The organism is Rhizobium sp. P1_C7, assembly GCF_056406295.1.
In genome coordinates, this window is record NZ_JBFUAL010000005.1 from 59,748 (window position 1) to 77,431 (window position 17,684).

Genomic DNA, 17,684 nt, shown 5'->3' on the forward strand with positions numbered 1-17,684 from the left:
GTTTTGCATCTGGCAGATAATTTGACCGATTGGTAAACATTACAACTTCCATCGCCGGGCTCAAGACGAAAATCAGGAAAAATACAGACAAAATTGTGGGCAAATGATTATTTTTTGAGCAATCCGTCGAATTTGTTCGAAATCAAGCGAAGCAATTGAATTTTAAGGGAAAATAAGGGCGATATGGCAATTCCGAGAGCAGCGAGGACGCAGCGGCGTACGCGCATTCAGGAAGAGAAGGAGGAGCAGATCCTGGAAGCCGCGCTCGATGTGTTTTCGGTCAGCGGTTTTCGCGGTTCGACGATCGACCAGATCGCCGAAGTGGCGGGAATGTCGAAGCCCAATCTGCTCTATTATTTCCGAACCAAGGAGGCGATGCACCGGGCGTTGATCGACCGCGTGCTGTTCACCTGGCTCGAGCCGCTGCGCGCCTTCGATGCCGAGGGAAATCCGGAAAGCGAGATCCGCAGCTATATCAGGCGCAAGCTGGAGATGGCGCGCGACTTTCCGCGGGAGAGCCGGCTCTTCGCCAACGAAGTGCTGCAGGGCGCGCCGCATATCGAAGACGAACTCAAGGGGCCGCTCAAGGAGCTCGTCGATGAGAAGGCCGAGGTCATCCGCGCCTGGGCCAAGACCGGGAAGATCGCGACATGCGATCCCTATCATCTGATTTTCTCGATCTGGTCGACGACGCAGCATTATGCGGATTTCGATGTCCAGGTGCGCGCCGTCCTCGGTCAGGGACAGGCGGGCGATGGTCGGTTCGAGGATGCTGCCCGTTTTCTCGAGCAGCTGTTCATCGATGGGCTGACTATCCGGCCCGCTCAGCCGACCTCATGATTTGATGATCGGCGGCATTCGGCCAACAGCGCCCGCGACGCTTTCGATCGTGTAGGGCTTCTGCAGCACGGTGGCGGCGAAAGCGCCGTATGCTTGCGGGACACCTTCGCCGTAGCCGGTTGCGACAATCACGGGTGTCCCCTTTGCCGCCAGCCTTTCGGCCACTGAAACGCTTGTCTCCTCGCCGAGATGGACATCAAGCACAGCGAGATCGAAGTCATGACTGTCGATCGCCTCGAACGCCTGCGCAACGTTGGGGGACAGCGTGACGCGGTGCGCGCCCAACTGAAGGAAGATGTCTTCGCCATCCATCGCAACAATCAGATTATCTTCGAGCAAGAGGATGTCGAGGCCGTTCAGCGGTCTCACTTCGACAGGCTCAAGGGTGCCGTCATCCGATGGCCTTGATTGCTCGGAAACCAGGGCAACCTCGCCCTCGGCAAAGGTCGTAAATTTCGCGGGGATGCAGAAATGCGCTCGCAAGCCCTGTGGTTCGTATCGAACCTCCGCCTTGCCACCAAGCTCGTAGGGAATGGATCGGCGGATGATCGTTGTGCCAAAACCCTGCCGCGTCGGCTGCGCAACCGGAGGCCCGTCGCTTTCCTGCCAGTCGATGGCGAGATTACCGTCCTCATCCTTCCGCCAGGCGATCGTCACGGCGCCGTTATCGCCGAGGCTGCCGTACTTCGCGCTGTTGGTAACGAGCTCGTGAAATACCAACGCGGCGATCGAGAATGCCTGCGGCGCCAGCAGTACCTCCGGGCCGGAGATGGCAACGCGTGCCGCGTTCTTGCCGAAAAAGGCTGCGACTTCGGCCTGAAGCAGAACGCGGAGCGGCGCAGGTGCCCAGTGATCGCGCGTAATCTGGTCGTGGGCTCGCGCCAGCGCTTGGACGCGGCCCTCGAGATGGCCGATGAAATCGGACGCGCTGTCCGTCGTGCCGCGCGACTGGCGGATCAGCCCGCTGATCAGGCTCAAAATGTTGCGGACGCGGTGGTTTAGTTCCGCAATCAGGAGCTGCTGTCGCTCATTGGCCTGCTGGCGCACAGCATTCGCCTTGTCGGTCAAGCGCAAAACGACTTCGATCAGCGTCACGCGGATCGTCTCGGCGACACGCCGCTCGGCTAAAGAGAACGGATGCGAGCGATCCCGAACCAGCTCGGACCAGGTCTCGAAGCTCTTGCGCGGAGTGAGGCGCGGGCCGTTCGGGCCGTATTCCACCGGCTTGTGCGGATCACCCGCCCAACGGACGCGGCGGACGATCTCCTGCCGGAACAGGACCACGTAGTCTCGCGGCGATCGAGATATGGGAATTGCGATGAGGCCGGCCACGACCCCGCTCGGCATTACCCCGGGCGCGGATTGTGCGATGCTGTCGGTCGCAAAGACGCAGCCGGCCGCATTCCGGTTCAAAATCCGGACGAGTTCCGAAAACTGCTGCTGCGATGGCACCAGGCCGCTCAGTGCGGAGCGGCCGTCGATCCAGACACCGATTCCATCCGCGGGAATTGCGTCGGCAAGCGCCTCGATCAGCCAGGAGGGATCGTCCAGCAGGCTGGCATTGTCCGCGACCGATGTCAGAAGACGATCCGCGATCTGCCGGGCCTTCGTTTCGAATTCCAATGCCAGCCGTCGTTCGCGGCTTTCAAGACGGGAGGCGAACATCTGGCCGAACAGCTCCGAGACGGTGCGGCGTTCGAACGAGGGGAGACGCGCGGAATAATGATGGCAGGCCAACAGACCCCATAGCTTTCCGTCGACGACAATCGAGATGGAAAGCGATGCGCCGACCCCCATGTTCTTCAGGTACTCGATATGGATCGGCGATACCGACCGCAGGATAGACATCGACAGGTCGAGCGGGCGACCTTGCGCGTCGAGTGCGGGCAGCACCGGCACATTGACGGCATCGATGTCGGCAATGATCCTGAAGAGGTTGCGCGTATAGAGCGCGCGCGCCTGGACCGGGATATCGGAGGCAGGATAGTGAAGGCCGAGGAACGAACCGATACCCGCACGCGCTGCTTCCGCAACGACTTCGCCAGCGCCGTTTTCGTCAAACCGATAGACCATCACCCGGTCGAAGCCCGTCAGTGCGCGGGCTTGCCTTGCCCCTTCCCGGAAGAAGGTTTCCAGTGTCCCGGCCTGATCCAGCCTCGCCACCATGCTTCGGATCGACGCGGAAGAGCCCCCCTGGCTTGCCTCCTGCGAAGGTTCGGCCTCGAGGACGACCTGATCGTCGCTCATGTGAAGCGCAATGTCGAAAAGCGGGCCGCCTTCGGACAAGGCCACGCCGAACAGCCGCTCGACCATATCAGGCCCCCGCATGATGCTCAGACGATTGCGGAGCGCGTGCATGGTGCTCGAATGGATAATCTGCGAGACCGGCCTACCGGTGATCTCCTCATGGGACACGCCAACGAAATGTTCGAGGTTGGCGGAGGCGCGTGCCACCAGCCAGTCGGATGAAACGACCAGCAGGAACCCAAAGGGTTGAATGGCTCCCAGCCTATGGATCGGCTCGCGATCACAGTTGGTCAGATCGACCCTATCAATCTTGTCGGTCACGAGACGGCAAGCTCCAGCTGAAGCTCCGCTGCATTGCGGAAGAGAGCGAAAACAGTCCGGGCTGCTTCGACCGCCCGGGCCTCGTCTATGCCTGAACTATCCAGGGCATCCATGAAGCTCCGGGCGCCGCTCTTCGGGCCAAGCGGCGCCAGATAGCGCGACGGCAAAGATGCGGGCACCCTTTTGGCCAGCATGGCACCGCCCAATTTCGAGCCCTCGAGAACATAGGCCGCGCCCCATAGTGCCGCGTCACCTTCGAATGCCGGCACCGGTAACAGTGGGGCCGTGTGGGCACCAAGGTCTGCCAGATCGGCAACAAGCAAATGGCGGCGCCTGCGGGCCGGCCAGTCGGGCAATAGCGACTCGATACCGGCCCCTTCGAGGCGAACCTCCATGGCAGGGACGACCCTTGCGTGTGCTGAAAGAAAGGCGCAATACGCGATCGGATCTGCCAGATCGAACCGTCCAAAGATGGCGTCTACCGCGGCGTGGCAATCGCTTGTGTGGGCGCGAAGCGCGCTGCGAAGAGGCATACTGTTGATTTCCGATCCCGGCTATCGAGTTCCTGACAGGATTTCAGATATGAGGCAGAAGGTTCGCATTTCCACTGCAAACGTCAAGAAACTTGAACACTGCGGCCCGAGAATTCAATTAGGCGGGCGCTTTCACGCTCGCCCCGCGCCCCCATGAAAAGGCGGTGGAGGAGGCGGAGGCTGCCGACGCGAACGGTCCGCCGGCAATTGGTCAGGCAGCCGCTGTCACCTCGTCGCCTTCGAAGGCGAAACCTTCGTCGGCCCAGCCGGTCATTCCCCCGATCATCACCTTTACCAAGAGCCCGAGCCTGGCGAGGCGAAGGGCGGCCTTGTCGGTACCGTTGCAATGCGGGCCGGCGCAATAGACGACGAATAGCGTGTCAGCCGGCCATTGCGACATCCGGTGCGCGGTCATCTTGCCGTGCGGAAGGTTGATCGCGCCGGGGATATGGGACGCCGCAAAAAGCGTCGGCGAGCGTACGTCCAAGACGACGAAGTCTGTTGGGACGGCGCAAAGCGATGCGTGGACATCCCAGCAATCGGTTTCGAAGGCGAGCTTGCGGGCGTAGTAGGCGGTGGTGGCTTCAGGGGAGGCGGCGGGGATTTCGGTGACGGCGCTTGGCATGACATTTCCTTTCCCGGTTTGAATTGCCGTGGAGGATGCAAGATGATAGATCAGATGGAAATTGGCCATAATGACGATTGGCGTAAAGATCGTGCCAAATGCAGTTTCACTGTCCGGTCCTAGGGTTGTTGTGCTCGCCTATGACGGGCTCTGCACATTCGAATTCGGCATTGCCTACGAGGTTTTCGGACTTCCGCGTCCGGAGATGGGCGCCGGCTGGTATCGGTTTGCTGTGTGCGGCATAGAGCCCGGGCCGCTCGGGGCTGCCGGCGGATTGACGGTGACGGTCGATCGCGGCCTCGATATCCTCGACCAAGCCGACCTGATTGTCGTGCCCGGCTGGCGCGCCATCGATGCGCCGGTGCCGGATGCCCTGGCCGGTGCGCTCCGGGCCGCTCATGAACGCGGTGCGCGCATCATGTCGCTATGCTCCGGCGTTGCGGTCCTTGCGGCCTCCGGTCTGTTGAAGGGGCGCCGGGCCACGACACATTGGCGCTACGTTTCGTCGATTGCGCAGCGCTATCCCGATGTCAGTCTCGATGCGGGCGTGCTCTACATGGACGAGGGCAGCATCCTGACTGCGGCGGGCAGCGCGGCCGGGATCGATCTCTGTCTGCACGTGGTGCGCGGAGATTTCGGCACGGAGGCCGCCAACAGCGTTGCCCGCCGGCTGGTGGTCCCGCCGCATCGCGAGGGCGGGCAGGCGCAGTTCATCAGCGCGCCGGTGCCGCAGGAACGTGAGGGTGCGCGGCTCGGGCCGTTGTTCGAGTGGATGCGGTCACGCCTTGATGAAGATCAACCGATCAGCCTGCTTGCCCAGAGGGCGGGCATGAGCATGCGCACATTCCAGCGCCGGTTCGAGGCGACGACGGGCACAAGCGTTGGAGAATGGCTGCTGAAGGAGCGACTGCGCCACGCGCGCGAGCTTCTGGAAAAAGAGCTGGCGATATCGCTTGACGACATCGCCACCGCCAGCGGTTTCGGCACGTTGGCGACGATGCGACACCATTTCCGCAAGCGGCTGGGCACGAGCCCAAGCGCTTACAGGAAGGGGTTTGCTTGTGGCTGATTCTTGAGGCGCGAGAAGGAGGTCGCCTGTAGGTGCCTCCTTCCTGTGCTGGTCACAGGAATTCCGCCGACGGGGGTCTGCGCGATGGAAGACACGTCGCCATGTTTTCATCACGTCGATCACGTCGAGGTTCGGTAGCTCGGGCCATTTTCTTGATTGTGCTTTCGCGAGTGACGCTGAAAACAGTCATTCACGGCACAGCCGTGTCGTGGCTGGATTCCTGTGACATGCAAGGGAATGAGAAAGAGCGGAGGCGCCAAATCGCCCCCGCGGCACCTGTCGTGATCCTACTCCGCAGCCTGCTTGGCCATCGGATTGTTCGGATGGGTCGTCCAGTTGGCGTAGTTTGGATCGACAATCTTGCCGGTGCGCTTGTCAAGTTCGCCGGCGGGCAGCTGCTCCATGGTGATGCAGTTTTCGACCGGACAGACGTTGACGCAGAGATTGCAGCCGACGCATTCGTCTTCCATCACCTCGAAATGCCTGACGCCATTGACGAACTGGGTGATCGCCTGGTGCGAGGTATCCTCGCAGGCGATGTGACAGCGGCCGCATTTGATGCAGGCGTCCTGGTCGATCTTCGCCTTGGCGATGTAGTTGAGGTTCAGGTATTGCCAGTCGGAGACGTTGGGGACGGCGCGGCCGGTAATGTCGTCGAGGTTGCGATGACCCTTTGCATCCATCCAGCTGGAGAGGCCCGTGATCATCTCCTGAACGATCTTGAAGCCGTAGGTCATGGCTGCGGTGCAGACCTGCACATTCCCGGCGCCAAGCACCAGGAATTCTGCCGCGTCGCGCCACGTGGTGATGCCGCCGATGCCCGAGATCGGCAGTCCGTAGGTTTCGGGATCGCGGGCAATCTCGGCCACCATATTCAATGCGATCGGCTTGACCGCCGGGCCGCAATAGCCGCCATGGCTGCCGCGACCGTCGATCGACGGCTCGGGCGCGAACGTATCGAGGTTGACCGAGGTGATCGAGTTGATCGTGTTGATCAGTGAGACCGCGTCGGTGCCGCCGGATTTGGCGGCACGCGCCGGCTTGCGGACGTCGGTGATGTTGGGCGTCAGCTTGGTGATCACAGGCATCCGCGTGTACTGCTTGCACCAGCGCACGACCATTTCGATGTATTCGGGCACCTGTCCGACCGCAGCACCCATGCCGCGCTCGGACATGCCGTGAGGACAGCCGAAATTGAGCTCGATGCCGTCCGCACCGGTTTCCTCGACCAGCGGCAGGATCGCCTTCCAGGCATCTTCCTCGCATGGCACCATGATCGAGGCGATGAGCGCACGATCCGGCCAGTTCATCTTCACCTGCTTCATTTCGCGAAGGTTGGTGTAGAGATCGCGGTCAGTGATCAGCTCGATATTGTTCAAGCCGAGCAGGCGGCGGTCAGCGCCCCAGATCGCGCCGTAGCGCGGGCCGTTGACATTGACCACCGGTGGGCCCTCTTCGCCCAGCGTCTTCCAGACGACTCCGCCCCAGCCAGCCTTGAAGGCACGCTCGACGTTGTAGGCCTTGTCGGTCGGCGGCGCGGACGCCAGCCAGAACGGGTTCGGAGACTTTATGCCGACGAAGTTATTGCGGAGATCAGCCATTGTTCATTCTCCTCTTCACGCGACGGCTACGGCCTGCTGCACGCCGGCAGCAAGCACGCGGTTGATGGATTCTGCGGCATCGCGGCCTTGCGCTACTGCCGAGACGGTCAGGTCATCGCCGCCAAAGACGCAGTCTCCGCCGGCCCAGATCCCATGTAGAGACGTGCGCCCTTCGCCATCGATGGCAATGCGGCCGGATTCCATGCGCAACGCGCCGAGGCCGGACGCCTCGAACGTCTGGCCGATCGCCTTGAAGACCTGATCTGCCGCGATCACGCCGGTTTCACCGGTCGTCGTCAGGCGACCGTCGACCAGCTTGGTGTATTCGACCTCGATTGCGGCCACCTTGCCGTCCTTTGACAGGATCGATTTCGGCGCCAGCCAGTGGCGGATGATGACGCCCTTGGACGTCGCCAGGTCCTGCTCGAATTCGGAGGCGTTCATGTGCTCCTTGCCGCGGCGGTAGCAGATCGTCACCTCGTCGGCGCCGAGAAGCTTTGCCTGTACGGCGGCATCGATCGCTGTCATGCCGCCGCCGAGAACGATAACGCGGCGGCCGACCGGAATGCTCGCCTTGCTTCCTGCCTGGCGAAGGGCGGCAATGAATTCGACGGCGTCCTCCACGCCCGGCAGTCGTTCGCCTTCCACCCGAAGAGCGTTGACGCCGGCAAGGCCGATACCGAGGAAAACGGCGTCATATTCAGTCTGCAGGTCGGAGAGAGAGAAATCGCGGCCGAGCAGCTGCTCGTGCTTTACCTCGATGCCGCCGATCGAGAGGACATATTCGACTTCCTTCTGCGCGAAGTCATCGACGGATTTGTAGGTGGCAATGCCGTATTCGTTGAGGCCGCCCGATTTCGGCTTCGCGTCATAGATGACGACGTCGTGGCCGCTGACGGCAAGGCGATGTGCTGCGGCAAGGCCCGCCGGGCCGGCGCCTACGATTGCGATCCTTTTTGCCGTCGACGCAGCGCGGCTATAGAACTGCTTGCCTGCCTGCATCGCGGTATCGGTCGCATAGCGCTGCAGGCGGCCGATCTCGACGGGGCGCTCCTCGGCGGTGTTGCGCACGCATGCCTGTTCGCACAGATCTTCGGTGGGACAGACGCGGGCGCACATGCCGCCCAGAATGTTCTGGTCGAAAATGGTCTTGGCGGATCCGAGCGGGTTTCCGGTCGATATCTGCCTTATGAAGAGCGGGATATCGATCGAGGTGGGACAGGCCGTCATGCATGGCGCGTCATAACAGAAATAACAGCGGTCTGCAGCGACCAGCGCCTCATGTTTGTCGAGGCGCGGATGAAGATCGGAGAAATTGTCGTCGTACTCGGCGGACGAAAGCCGGCCAGCACGAATCCCAGTTTCCAGACGTTCCATTGAAGTTCCCTCATTATTGGTAAACGGCCAGTGGAAGGAAGCGTAACTCAGGTCAAAAAATTTATCAAACGGTAAAATTTTAGGCCTGGATTTCGGGGGGCGGCAGGCCTATCCACTTGTTATGAAAGCCTTTTTTGGATGCCGATCGGTCATCGACTGGGATATGCCGCAGCGATCGGTGGGCATCGCGGGCGCTGAGCGAAAAAAATTCAAAAAAAGCGCATCTTTTCGACGTGCGGTCGGAACCATTCGGGTGTCGGGCCGTTAACGCGATATCCGGACGGTGATCGCATCGACCCAAAATGCGCGCCCCCAAAACACCGTTCGGATCCGCACTCACGGTCCCCTCCCGGTGAGTGAAGACAGCCGGTGCGCCGCCCTCGCACTGGCTGTTTTCTTTCGTTGGATCTGGCTAGCGTACGCTGACCTGCTGAGGCGCGCGTTTGAGGATTTCGAACTCGGCGTCCGGGATCAGCAGATGGTATTCGATGCGCCCGGGCGACAGGCGAAGGTCGGCCTTGCCGTTGACCGAGGAGGGCACCACGCGCTCAAGCACGATCCTGCCGAAGCTGTTCTCGATGAATTCGTGTGTTGCGTTCCTGGCCGGCAGACTTTCGACCCACGAAACACGGATGGCCTTGCGGTCGGAAAGAACCGTCTCCTGGCAATCCAGCGTAATCGAAGGGGCACCGCCGGAAATGGCGCCGAAAGTGGCGGAGTTGACAATCAGCTCGTGCAGAGCCAGGCCAACGTGCACGGCGGCGTTCGGCGTCAGATGGACGTTCAAACCCGTGACGGGAAGCGGTCCAACAGTGTCGGGCCAGTAGGGGGCGAATTGCTTTTGCGTAAGCTCAAACAGGAAAGCACCGCGCCAACTTGAGTCCGTGATGAGATCTTGCGAGTTCGATAGTGATTGCAACCGTCCACGAAATTTTACGAGGAAGCTGTCGAGGGAAAGCGTGTTGCGGGCGGTCTGGGTCGCGATCCCCTGGATGATGGCGAGGAGGTTCTTGGAGCGGTGGGACAATTCCCGCAGCAAGGATTTCAGCACTTTCTCGCGGTGCCGTGCCTCCGTAATCTCGGTGATGACTGACAGCACGCCCTCTTCCTTGCCGAGGCCGACGCGCTGGACCTTGATCTCGTAGTGGCGCATCTCGCCGTCGATGGTGATATCGACCTCGGTGCTTGCCGGGCTACCGCTGTCGAGAACCGTCCGCTTCAGGGCTTCCAGGTTTCGTCCATGCGTTTCGCCGAACATATCGGCATCGCTGCCGCCTGGAACCGAGAAGGTCTGAAAGTGGGGGGGAAGGTTTTCCGTGTAGACGACGGCGAGATCGGGATCCTGGTAGACAACGGATATTCCGGCGCTGGCGAGCGCGCGTTCCATCAACAGCTCTTTGCCTTCCAAGGCGAAGGTCGTGCCGGCCAATGGTCCAGTCCTATTCACCCAGCCGCCTTCCTTCGATCCTTTTGACGCCGCAGGCGGATGAGTATATCCACCGGCGGCCAAGCCTGCTGATCGTTTCTATCTAGGCGCAAGCGCTGGATAAAATCTTAATATTTCGGGGAGCGCTCCAGATTGACTGGAACGCTCTCGATTTCGCTTTGTTCCGCAATGTGCGAAACATTGCGTCAAGCCGCTGCTTTGGTGGTTTCGTTGAAGAAAAGCGCCTGACTGATCAGTGCCTTTACCATGTCCGGGTTGAACGGCTTGGTCACGAGGAAGGTCGGTTCCGGGCGTTCGCCCGTCAACAGGCGCTCCGGGAAGGCCGTGATGAAAATCACCGGCACGCTCGACGTTTTCAGGATGTCATTGACAGCGTCAATGCCAGAGCTGCCGTCCGCGAGCTGAATGTCGGCCAGAACCATGCTGGGCTTCGTCTTGTTGTAGAGTGCAACTGCTTCCGCATGCGTGCGCGCGATGCCGGTAACGCGATGGCCGAGACTTTCCACCATCTGCTCGATATCCATGGCGATCAGCGGTTCGTCCTCGATGATCATGATATCCGTTGCCACCTGGCGGGAGATTTCGCGCGATGCGCTGTCGAGAAGCTTCGTGACTTCGTGTTCGTCCGCGGCCAGGATTTCGGCAATCTCTCCAACCCGGAAATTCTCGACGGATGCCAGGATGAAAGCCTGACGGGCGCGTGGAGAAACCTTGCCGAGATTGATCGTGGCCCGCTGCTCCCAGGCGTAGGGCGATGACGGCTCTGGAATTTGCACCGTCGCGGAACCAAACAATGCGGTGAAAAGTTTGTACAGTGCGACGCGGTCATCTGCCGTATCCGGGAAAATGGATATGTCCGCAATGATGGCTTCCAAAACTGCCGCGACATAAGCGTCGCCGGAGGTCTGTGTGCCGGTCAGGGCCCGGGAATAGCGGCGCAGATAAGGAAGGTGCGGCGCAATTCGAGTAGAAAGTGTCATTGATAGCTCCCGTATGCAGGGCCGGTAACGGCTCCAGTGGCATTTGAACGCAGCATGCGGCAAAAAAGTTCCTAGATATCAGGAACTTTTTTTTCTCAGGCGCATTCTGTTGGCGATAGTCGACGCAAATGAAGGGCGGGACCGTGGCGACCGGGATACGACAATGTGTATTCTATCTGTCCGGTGACGCACCCCAATGACAACAGGCAAGAAGTGAAAAGTTAATGACAACCCGCAAGAATGAAGAATTGGACGGCCATCGGGAGATGCGCGCGAGCGATGTCTTGGATCCCAACAGTCAGATCGGGGTGCGGTTGAGATCACTCTATGCAGCCGTTCAGGAAGAGGCGATCCCCGACCGCTTTCTCGATCTGCTGGAAAAACTTGACCAGGCCGAGCTGATGGCTTCGGCCAAAGCCGTCAAGTAGGGTGGACCGATGGAAAAGCAGCAACCAAGCTTCAAGCGCGAGCTTCTCGCCGCCCTGCCGAGTTTGCGAGCCTTCGCAATCTCGCTGATCGGCCGACATGACCGTGCTGACGATCTCGTGCAGGACACCATCATGAAGGCCTGGGCCAAGCAGGACCACTTCGAGATGGGCACCAACATGAAGGCATGGCTCTTCACGATCCTGCGCAACGAACTGTACAGCCAGATGCGCAAGGCCGGACGCGAAATACAGGACAGCGACGGCCTTTTCACGGAATCCATGGCGACGCACCCGTCCCAATACGGCGCGCTCGACCTTCAGGATTTCAAGAAGGCCCTCGAACAACTGCCGCCGGATCAACGCGAGGCGATCATTCTTGTCGGTGCATCGGGCTTTTCTTACGAAGAGGCCGCCGAGATCTGCGGCTGCGCCGTCGGAACGATCAAGAGCCGCGTCAATCGGGCTCGCCAGCGTCTGCAGGAATTGCTGCAGATTTCGGGTGAAGCCGATTTCGGACCGGACGCGACGTCATCACCCCTAACGTCGAAGGCGTTCGCCTTCTGATAAGCGCCCAGACGAACGGAAAGCCGGTACCTCGAGGGTGCCGGCTTTTTTGTGTTGGCGGGCCGTTTGGGTCAGTCGCTGCTCTTGGATCCCAACAAAGTGGACGCAACCAGTGCGGCGATTATCCCTGCGGTCAACAATGGCTGGGCACGGACAAGACCGATGCCGGCTGCAGCGAGAGATTCAACCGCCTGTCGCCGCTCCTTGGCGCGTCTCGCCTCCTGCGTATTGATGATGGTCATTGCGATTAGAACGACAATGGCGATCAGAAGGGCGCAGGCTGCCAGGAAAAGTGCTGCACCGATAGGACCATAGATGCCCGCGAGCCAGATGGTGCCCGCCACGACTGCCAAGGCATAGGCGGTCAGTACGAAGAGGACGGCTATGGCAATGAAAATACCGTTGCGCTTGGTTCGCGCAACGGTACGGTGAACGCTCGTGCCTACCAGGAGGCTGAGGATCGGGAACAGCATCTAGCCTCCTAACGGCGGGCAAGGAGAGCGAGGACAAGCCCGAAGGCTGCCACCGCGCCCACGGTCGCGATCGGATGTTTGCGCACGGTATCACGTACCTCGTTGGCGCCACGAAGATAGCCGTCTTGAAGCTCTCTTATCAAGTCCTCGCTTCGCCCCATCAGTTCATCATAGCCGGCGGACGCCTGATAGCGCACTTTGTCGCCTTGACGCCGTGAGCTCTTCCCGGCTGCTCGAGTGAGCGCCGCGATTTCGTCCCTCAGGGACGCAATCTGTTCTTCGATCGTCGATTCGATATCATGAAGCGTATCGCTGCCATTGCGACGGCTGCGAACGGAGTGAAGGAAGGAAGAAGCCACAGGTTTTCTCCATTGTTACGACGCCAATCCGCGTCGCCTGGTTCAACACTGGATCACCACCCAAGCTTGCATGAGGAATTTTGCCCGGCAATGACCCAAATCAAAGGCTTAACGCCCCCGACTTCCAAAAGTTCCGCGCTGGTCAGCCTTGCATGGCACTGTGGGCAAGGACGAAGGGGGTGTCATCGGCAGGCAACGCGTTGACACGCAGCGCGCAGCCGAACACGGATTGCATCGTATCGTCCGTCAGAACCTCGTGGACGCTGCCGCTGGCCGCCATCCGCCCCGACTGCATCAGCAGGATCCGGTCCGCAAAGAGGGCCGTCAGGTTCAGGTCATGCATTACTGCGATGACGCCGCCGCCGTCGTCGCAGAACTTGCGCGCCAGGCGCATGATGGTCAGCTGGTGGCTGATGTCGAGACTGGACACCGGCTCGTCGAGCAGGAGCCAGTTCGGTTCTCCCTCGGTGGCGGGCTCTGCAATCTGGCAGAGAACGCGGGCTAGCTGCACGCGCTGCTGTTCGCCACCGGAAAGCTGCTGGTAGAAACGCCCCTCGTACCCGCTGAGGTCTACGGATGCCAGCGCCGTTGCGGCAATCTGTTGGGCCTTTGCGGGATTGCGGTTGAGGCCGGACGTCAGACCCATGCGCACGACTTCCCGAACCGTAAAAGGGAAGGAGATGACGCTTGCCTGCGGCAGTACGCCCCTGATCGCCGCCAGTTGCCAGGGCTCAAGCGCGTTCACGTCATGCCCGTTGATGCGAATGCTGCCTTCGTAGGAAAGCTCGCCGGATACGGCTTTCATGATGGTGGTCTTGCCGGAGCCGTTCGGTCCCGCAATGGCGGTCATCCGCCCGGCTTCGGCGGTGAAGCCGACATCGTACACGATGGTCTTGCCCGACAGTCGGACGGAAACGCCGGATAGTTCGATCATTCTATGTCACTCAAAGGGCAAGGCGGGCGCGCTGGCGCAGCAGGATCCACAGGAAGAAGGGCCCACCGACCGCTGCGGTGATGATGCCGATCGGCAGTTCTGCGGGCGCCACGACCGTGCGCGCAATCACGTCGGCGAAGATCAGCAGCGAGCCGCCGAGAAGGGCCGACGCCGGCAGCAGAAAACGATGGTCCGGGCCGATTGCCATCCGCAGCACGTGGGGCACGACGATGCCGACAAAGCCGATGCCGCCACTGACGGCGACCGAGGCACCCGTGGCGGCCGCAACGCTGACGATCGCTATGTTCTTCAGCCGCTGCACCGGCACGCCCATGTGAAAGGCGGCAGCCTCGCCCAGCGTGAGCGCGTTGAGGCCGCGGGCTATGAACGGGATGACGGCGAACGAAAGCAGAATGATCGGCGCGGCGGCGGCAATCTTCGACCACGTGGCCCCGGCGAGCGAGCCCATGCCCCAGAATGTAAGGTCGCGAAGCTGCTGATCATTGGCCATGTAGATCAATAGGCCGGTCAATGCCCCGGCGAGAGAGCCCAGGGCGATACCGGCGAGCAGCATCGTTGCAACCGAGGTCTGTCCATTGCTGGTCGCGATACGATAGAGCAGAAGCGTGGTGAGCAGGCCGCCGGCAAACGCGGCGATCGGCAGTGCGTAGATGCCGAGCAGTGCATAGAGGGGCGCCGCGACCGTGCCGCCGAGCACGATCATGACGACCGCGCCAAAGCCTGCTCCGGAGGAAACGCCGACAAGGCCGGGATCGGCCAGCGGATTTCGGAACAGACCTTGCATGACCGCGCCCGACACTGCCAGGGAACCGCCGACAAGAAAGCCGAGAATGGCGCGGGGCATTCGGATATCGAAGATGATGATCCGGTCGCGGGCATTGAGCGCATCCGCAGATCCGGCTGCGTTGGCGATGACGTCGAGGAAGGATGCGTCGGACGCGCCCGTCGTGACCGAAAACAGCAACGACAGGACGGAACCGAGAAAAAGCAGGCCAATCGTCAGCAAAGCAACCGGTCCGCGGTCGCCGGCCCGATGCCGCTCGCGGAGCCTTGCCGGCGAAAACACTGCGCGTTCCCTTTCCATGGCGTCCTGCAGAGCCACGCTCAGCTCCCGTAGATCGCTGCGTTCAACTCACGAACGGCGCTTGCGGTACGAGGGCCGAAGCCGAGCAGATGGAGACCGTCCATGCGAACGATCGCCTTGTTCTGAATGGCGGGGGTCAATGCGAGTGCCGGCTGTTTCATCAGGTCGTCGTTCTTGGTCGATGCGCCGTCACCGCGGTTCATCATCAAGATCACGTCCGGCTTGGCCTCGATGATCGCCTCGTCCGTCAGCGGTTTGTAACCGGGGAAATCGCCGGCCGCATTGATGGAACCGGAGAGCTTGATCATGCCGTCGGCCGCAGTACCGGTTCCCGACGCCATCACCTTGCCGCCCTGCATGCTGAGGATGAACAGGATCCGCTTGCGCTCGCCCTCGGGGCGCCTTTGCGCATCGGCAATTGCGGCATCGAGATCGGATTGGACTTTCGCCTTGAGGGCCGCTGCCTTGTCCTCGACGCCGAGCAACGCTCCGACCTTCTCGATCTTCGCGAGAATACCCTCGTGGGTATAGGCATTGGGTACAGTCTCGAAGGGAACGCTTGCGCTCTTCAGGACCGTCAGGGCTTCGGGTGGTCCGGAGCCATCGACGGCAATGATCGCGGTCGGGTTCATTGCGAGAATTCCCTCGGGCGAAAGCGCGCGCATATAGCCGACGTCGGGCAGCTTCAGGGCCGCTTCCGGGAACATGCTCGTGGTATCGCGAGCGATCAGATGGTTTTCTTCGCCGAGTGCGTAGATGATCTCGGTGACGTCGCCGCCAACCGACACGACGCGGGCCGTGTCGACTTTCTCGGCAGCTTGCGCTGCGGGCGAGAAGGGGCCGCCGGCGAAGCCGACCAGGGATAAAGCGAGCGGCAGAGCCAGGAGGCCCCGCGCAACGGACGTCCGAAGCCTTGTGCGGCTTGCCTGCTTGCGCATCGTCATTTCCCCACCTCAGGCGGCAACGCTTGCTGCCGCGCGCGGCAGGTTTTCGATGATATTGCGCCAGTCGGTGCGCTCGTCGAAGCCTTCCTTTCGCTTGCCGAAGAACTGGATGATCATTTCGCCGTTGGCGTCATAGGCCTCGAGCGAGGTGACGTGACCGTCCTTGGTCGGCTTGCGCACTGCCCACGTCTCGGCGATGTGGTCCTGACGAAGGTGCAGGTGGAACGTCTCGTCGAGAACGTTGATCCAGGGACCCATCGGCTGCACGTTGAAGATCGGGCCGGAATGGATCTGCACGATGCCGTTGTTGGCGACGAAGCACATGATCGGCAGGCCGGCCTTGACGGACGCGTGCATCATCTCGGCTGTCGCGTCATTGTCCAGCTTCCAGGCATAGTCGTCGCCCACGGTGCGGACGGCCGCCTGGCGGCCGATCTTCAGCTTGCGCAGCATGCCGAAGAACTCGTGGGTATCCGTCAGTTTGCTCCAGTGATCGCGTAGCTCGTCGCGGCTGACGTCGCCGTTCTCGTCATTCGCCTTTGTCGCCTGTTCCGCGACGAATTCCTGCGACTGGTCGTCGAGCTTCAAGTCCTTGACGATGGCACGATAGGCCTCGACGTTGGAGGTCGGGCGCAGGTGGACCTTGTGGACGGCATTTCCGGCCTTGTCGAAATATTGCAGGCTGAGCCGCTCCTGCTCGCCGTCTTTCTTGGACACTGCAAAGCCGTGAGCCCAGCGGCCCGGGAAAATCCGCAGGTCGATGTTCTCGCCGAGCACGATTGCCGCGTGCGGGCCGGCATTGATGTTTTCGTAGACGCCGATCTTTTCATGGACGGCGCTCTCGTTGCGCGAAAGAGCCATGACTTCGCCGAGCTCGGCGACGCGCTCCAAAAGCTTCAGGGCGCTCCCGTCGATTCGGGTCGCGGTGATGCCGACTTCTGCCGCGACGAGCGCAGCCTCCGAGATTTTCAGCTGAGCGGCGATGTCGCGCTCGCGCATTTTCGGATTTTCGATGCGAAATGCGCGGATGTCGGCCGGAGCCGGTCTTGTGTCCTCAGTCATGTCCTAACCCCTTACTTATTCAGAATGAGCTTGCCCTGCCGGGTGATCTTCATGCGGTAGACGGCCCCATCGTGACGAATCATGATCTCGTTGGAGCCGCGGAAAATCTCGGCGCTCTCCAGAACCCGGATTCCGGCCGAGGCCTCCTGTTTCAAGGACGCACGCTCAAATGTTTCCGGCTTCTCGACCATCATTTCGGTTGGCTTGTTCCGCTCGTTCCATGGAGGGCAAATGCCCGCCTGGCTACAATTATCTTGACTTTCATAGTCATCATTTTTTAAACACGCAATAGCGGAGTTACATACTCAAGTTTCAAGAATTGTTGGAGAAGCGCGATGGCGGTCAAGAGGGTTGCAGCACTTTTGGCGGGTGGTTTTATAGCCGTCGCCGCTGTCGCTCAGGCCTTTGCCCAGGACGCGGCGGCAGTGTCGAGCCTCGACGTCGAGCTCAACGGTCTGGCGCCCTCGCAGAAGGGTTGCATGATGACATTCGTGGCGCTCAACAAGCTGGCCACGCCGATCAACAAGGTTTCCTTCGAACTGGCATTCTTCAACGACAAGAACGCCGTCGATCGTATCACGGTTCTCGATTTCCGGGATTTGCCGCAAGGCAAGAAGCGTGTGCGTCAATTCGACATGCCGAACGTCAAGTGCGAGAGCGTCACGCGCGTTCTGATCAACGACACGCCGGTATGCGACGGTCCTGCGACAGGCGAGTGCATGAAGGGTCTCGTGACCCGTTCCCAGGTTTCCGTACCCTTCGAGGGGTGAGCGAT

Annotated in this window: 19 protein-coding genes; 5 read left to right on the top strand and 14 right to left on the bottom strand. The window is 60.8% G+C overall.

The genetic code is table 11. The annotated features are described in order from the left end of the window. Positions 1-183 precede the first annotated feature (183 nt). Entirely contained in the window at positions 184-840 is a 657-nt protein-coding gene (locus AC1D2R_RS09000; RefSeq protein ID WP_477966892.1) for a TetR family transcriptional regulator C-terminal domain-containing protein, read from the top strand. Here AC1D2R_RS09000 and AC1D2R_RS09005 read toward each other — a convergent pair. From AC1D2R_RS09005 to AC1D2R_RS09015, 3 genes are all read right to left on the bottom strand, one after another. Then, complete coding sequence (locus AC1D2R_RS09005; RefSeq protein WP_477966894.1) at positions 835-3,408, bottom strand: HWE histidine kinase domain-containing protein; 2,574 nt, start codon at positions 3,406-3,408, stop codon at positions 835-837. The two genes, AC1D2R_RS09000 and AC1D2R_RS09005, sit on opposite strands and share 6 nt — an antisense overlap. After that, positions 3,405-3,941 (bottom strand): biliverdin-producing heme oxygenase, encoded by a 537-nt coding sequence (locus AC1D2R_RS09010; protein ID WP_477966896.1) that lies wholly within the window; start codon positions 3,939-3,941, stop codon positions 3,405-3,407. Before AC1D2R_RS09010 ends, AC1D2R_RS09005 begins: the two co-directional genes overlap by 4 nt. Before the next feature lie 211 nt (positions 3,942-4,152). Continuing rightward, on the bottom strand, positions 4,153-4,566 hold the full coding sequence (locus AC1D2R_RS09015; RefSeq protein ID WP_477966898.1) for a rhodanese-like domain-containing protein: 414 nt from the start codon (positions 4,564-4,566) through the stop codon (positions 4,153-4,155). Positions 4,567-4,636: 70 nt separating this feature from the next. Here AC1D2R_RS09015 and ftrA point away from each other — a divergent pair, with 70 nt between their 5' ends. Next, positions 4,637-5,635 carry a transcriptional regulator FtrA gene (ftrA, locus tag AC1D2R_RS09020; RefSeq protein WP_477966900.1) on the top strand — a complete coding sequence of 333 codons (999 nt, stop codon included), beginning with the start codon at positions 4,637-4,639 and terminating at the stop codon, positions 5,633-5,635. A 287-nt stretch (positions 5,636-5,922) separates the two neighbouring features. Here ftrA and preA read toward each other — a convergent pair whose 3' ends face one another. The 4 genes from preA to AC1D2R_RS09040 form a co-directional block, all read right to left on the bottom strand. Continuing rightward, the gene (gene preA, locus AC1D2R_RS09025; RefSeq protein WP_477966902.1) at positions 5,923-7,236 is read right to left on the bottom strand and encodes an NAD-dependent dihydropyrimidine dehydrogenase subunit PreA; all 1,314 of its coding nucleotides are present in this window, start codon (positions 7,234-7,236) and stop codon (positions 5,923-5,925) included. A 15-nt stretch (positions 7,237-7,251) separates the two neighbouring features. Then, complete coding sequence (locus AC1D2R_RS09030; RefSeq protein ID WP_477966904.1) at positions 7,252-8,613, bottom strand: NAD(P)-dependent oxidoreductase; 1,362 nt, start codon at positions 8,611-8,613, stop codon at positions 7,252-7,254. 412 nt (positions 8,614-9,025) lie between these two features. Beyond that, entirely contained in the window at positions 9,026-10,042 is a 1,017-nt protein-coding gene (locus AC1D2R_RS09035; protein WP_477967240.1) for a sensor histidine kinase, read from the bottom strand. 203 nt (positions 10,043-10,245) lie between these two features. Then, positions 10,246-11,040 (bottom strand): response regulator, encoded by a 795-nt coding sequence (locus AC1D2R_RS09040; RefSeq protein ID WP_477966906.1) that lies wholly within the window; start codon positions 11,038-11,040, stop codon positions 10,246-10,248. A 266-nt stretch (positions 11,041-11,306) separates the two neighbouring features. Here AC1D2R_RS09040 and AC1D2R_RS09045 point away from each other — a divergent pair, with 266 nt between their 5' ends. Together AC1D2R_RS09045 and AC1D2R_RS09050 are read left to right on the top strand one after the other, a co-directional pair. Further along, positions 11,307-11,468: a NepR family anti-sigma factor gene (locus tag AC1D2R_RS09045; RefSeq protein ID WP_477967241.1), complete on the top strand. Its 162-nt coding sequence runs from the start codon at positions 11,307-11,309 to the stop codon at positions 11,466-11,468. A 9-nt stretch (positions 11,469-11,477) separates the two neighbouring features. Further along, positions 11,478-12,032, top strand: a complete 555-nt coding sequence (locus AC1D2R_RS09050) for an RNA polymerase sigma factor (protein ID WP_057472110.1) — start codon at positions 11,478-11,480, stop codon at positions 12,030-12,032. Between the two features lie 71 nt (positions 12,033-12,103). Here AC1D2R_RS09050 and AC1D2R_RS09055 read toward each other — a convergent pair whose 3' ends face one another. From AC1D2R_RS09055 to hemP, 7 genes are all read right to left on the bottom strand, one after another. Further along, positions 12,104-12,505 carry a hypothetical protein gene (locus tag AC1D2R_RS09055; RefSeq protein ID WP_477966908.1) on the bottom strand — a complete coding sequence of 134 codons (402 nt, stop codon included), beginning with the start codon at positions 12,503-12,505 and terminating at the stop codon, positions 12,104-12,106. Between the two features lie 8 nt (positions 12,506-12,513). Further along, positions 12,514-12,864 carry an ElaB/YgaM/YqjD family protein gene (locus AC1D2R_RS09060; RefSeq protein WP_477966910.1) on the bottom strand — a complete coding sequence of 117 codons (351 nt, stop codon included), beginning with the start codon at positions 12,862-12,864 and terminating at the stop codon, positions 12,514-12,516. A gap of 142 nt (positions 12,865-13,006) precedes the next feature. Continuing rightward, positions 13,007-13,798, bottom strand: a complete 792-nt coding sequence (locus tag AC1D2R_RS09065) for a heme ABC transporter ATP-binding protein (protein ID WP_477966912.1) — start codon at positions 13,796-13,798, stop codon at positions 13,007-13,009. A 10-nt stretch (positions 13,799-13,808) separates the two neighbouring features. Then, positions 13,809-14,903 carry a FecCD family ABC transporter permease gene (locus tag AC1D2R_RS09070; RefSeq protein WP_477967242.1) on the bottom strand — a complete coding sequence of 365 codons (1,095 nt, stop codon included), beginning with the start codon at positions 14,901-14,903 and terminating at the stop codon, positions 13,809-13,811. 20 nt (positions 14,904-14,923) lie between these two features. Next, positions 14,924-15,847: a heme/hemin ABC transporter substrate-binding protein gene (locus AC1D2R_RS09075; RefSeq protein WP_477966914.1), complete on the bottom strand. Its 924-nt coding sequence runs from the start codon at positions 15,845-15,847 to the stop codon at positions 14,924-14,926. A 9-nt stretch (positions 15,848-15,856) separates the two neighbouring features. Continuing rightward, positions 15,857-16,909: a hemin-degrading factor gene (locus AC1D2R_RS09080; protein ID WP_477966916.1), complete on the bottom strand. Its 1,053-nt coding sequence runs from the start codon at positions 16,907-16,909 to the stop codon at positions 15,857-15,859. Between the two features lie 11 nt (positions 16,910-16,920). Further along, on the bottom strand, positions 16,921-17,103 hold the full coding sequence (gene hemP, locus AC1D2R_RS09085; RefSeq protein ID WP_477966918.1) for a hemin uptake protein HemP: 183 nt from the start codon (positions 17,101-17,103) through the stop codon (positions 16,921-16,923). 141 nt (positions 17,104-17,244) lie between these two features. On the opposite strand from hemP, the gene AC1D2R_RS09090 reads away from it, so the two are divergent. Next, entirely contained in the window at positions 17,245-17,679 is a 435-nt protein-coding gene (locus AC1D2R_RS09090) for a hypothetical protein (protein WP_477966920.1), read from the top strand. Positions 17,680-17,684 lie beyond the last annotated feature (5 nt).